Annotated in this window: 1 protein-coding gene; it reads right to left on the bottom strand. The window is 48.2% G+C overall.

All coding sequences use genetic code 11. The features are described 5' to 3' along the window. Positions 1-517: 517 nt before the first annotated feature. A complete protein-coding gene (locus IQ270_RS29730) occupies positions 518-2,266 on the bottom strand; it encodes a hypothetical protein (protein ID WP_193976694.1) in 1,749 nt (582 codons plus the stop codon). Between the last annotated feature and the right edge of the window lie 114 nt (positions 2,267-2,380).

Consider the following 2,380-nt stretch of genomic DNA (forward strand, 5'->3'; position numbering starts at 1 on the left):
GTATCATTCTGACGCACCGTTTATTCCCAGGTGCGAACAGAAATTGTTGCGGTAGGGTGCGTCAGACTTGAAAATCTCAATCAGCACCGAAAGTATCATTCTGACGCACCGTTTATTCCCAGGTGCGAACAGAAATTGTTGCGGTAGGGTGCGTCAGACTTGAAAATCTCAATCAGCACCGAAAGTATCATTCTGACGCACCGTTTATTCCCAGGTGCGTCAGCGGTAGGGTGCGTCAGACTTGAAAATCTCAATCAGCAGCGAAAGTATCATTCTGACGCACCGTTTATTCCCAGGTGCGTCAGTTCTGAGATTGTGGGTTTTTTGCGAAAACAATGGTAACTGACGCACCCTACAAAATAAATGGAAAATATTAAAAGTATCATTCTGACGCACCGTTTCTTGGCTGGTGCGTCAGCTTAACAATTGTGAGTTTGTGGCGAACAGAATGCGAGCTGACGCACCCTACAAAATAAATGGAAAATATCACTTAAAATTTTCCATTCATCGATCGTTTTTACGCTTTCTGCTCAACCCAAACAGTCATGCCTTCAACCCTCAAACCTTTGCTGCGAGTGCCGCAATATTCACCGTTAGAAGCAACAGGAGTATCGCCCACATTCTGAATGTGAGCCGTGTACAATACATTGTATTTATCAGCTTGGCCCCCCATCAGCCGCACGGCAAATCCCTCAATCCGCTTAGCTTGGCCCCGGAAACCGGCGAGTTCCCCTTCACCGATCCAAGCAGTATCGCCAACTCCTTCCACGTGAGCCATGTACTGCAAATTTAAACCGGGTACGGGAGGCTCTATTTTAATTTGAAATCCTTCGACGCGACGGCCTTGAGCTTTCGTACCGGCGTATTCTCGATCGCCAAAAGTTCGATCGCCAATTCCTTGAATATGCGCCAAAACTTTTAAACCCACAGCCGCCGCAATTTGAGAACTCGCAGACGGCGCGATCCACACTTTGATGCCCTCTATTCTCAAAGCTTTGCCGCGAGTGCCGCAGTAATCGCCGTTGGAGGACACATCGGTGTCGCCGATATTCTGAATGTGAGCGCTATAAAATACGTCATAGTTATCAGCTTGCGCTCCGCTCAAACGCACCGCAAATCCTTCAATTCGTTTTGCTTGACCTCGAAAACCTACCAATTCTCCCTCGTCAATCCAAGGAGTATCGCCAACACCTTCGACGTGAGCCATGTACTCGACTGTTAAGCCGGGAATTGGCGGCTCGATATTAATTTGAAATCCTTCGACGCGACGGCCTTGAGCTTTAGTTCCGGCGTATTCTTCAGCGCCGAAAGTTCGATCGCCAATTCCTTGAATGTGCGCCAAAACTTTCAATCCCAAACCGCCCTCTACAGGAGCTTGTTGAATCTCGCGAGGTATCCCAAACACAATATTCCCAGAGCCTGTTTTTGGAAGAGATTTAGGTACTTCCACGCTAGGAACGATAATGACTTCGTGCATCGGGGCCGAAGGTGCGGGGGATTCCAAAATCTCGATTTTTGGTGCAACTGCAACTTGTTTCGGTGCGGCATTTCCCGACGGGATGATAATCACTTCCGGCAAAGCTTGGGCGCTAATTTGTGGTTCAGGCGCTGCTTTAAATGCGGGTTCGACTTTAGCAGGTGCTGCTTTTACCATTTGGGCAACGGTTAATTTGCCTCTGGAAATGGCGACGGCTATTTGTTTGCCAAAAGCGGCGCTGACTGTTTCTTCGAGGATTACCCACTCTTGGTCGTCAAGTTTGTCTTGCTGTTCCACTAGGGCGAGGACTGCTGCAACTGGGTGTTTGCCGCTGACTAAGGATTCTGCGTCGGAATGCGGTTGAGTTGGGGTTGATTCGGAAATGGCGCGTTGCAGTTCCCGAGCTCTGCCATGAACTGATTGTAAGGGCGCGAAGTCGCTTTGTTCGCGGTGGGCGATCGCCAATACTCGATCGAGCGTTTTCAATGCTGCATCGCGAATTTCTGCTTTACCTTCAGAAGCTGTGACTGTCTCGACTAAGTTTTGAATGTCTTTGAGCGAAGTAATTTCCCCGGGTGCCAGGGCCGATTTATTGAGTTCGAGAGCTTGTTTTTGGACTTCTGCAAAGTTTTGGCTGTAGACGCTAATTTCTTGCAGTAAGCTGTCTGAGGGAGGAAGACCCGAGTCTTGCAGTTGTTTGGCTGCTCTTGACAGGCGATCGGCTAAATTACCATAAGTTTCCGACAATCGCGCTATTTGTTGTAACAAATCTTTATGTGCTGCTTCCATAGGTCTTGCCGTAAATATTTAACTTGCTGATTATAGACGTTGAGCGTCTTCTGAAGGTAGAAGGCTTCTGAAGGAAGAAGGAAGAAGGAAGAGGGAAGAGGGAAGAGGGAATAT

It is taken from the genome of Microcoleus sp. LEGE 07076 (assembly GCF_015207455.1).
Lineage (GTDB): Bacteria > Cyanobacteriota > Cyanobacteriia > Cyanobacteriales > Microcoleaceae > Microcoleus.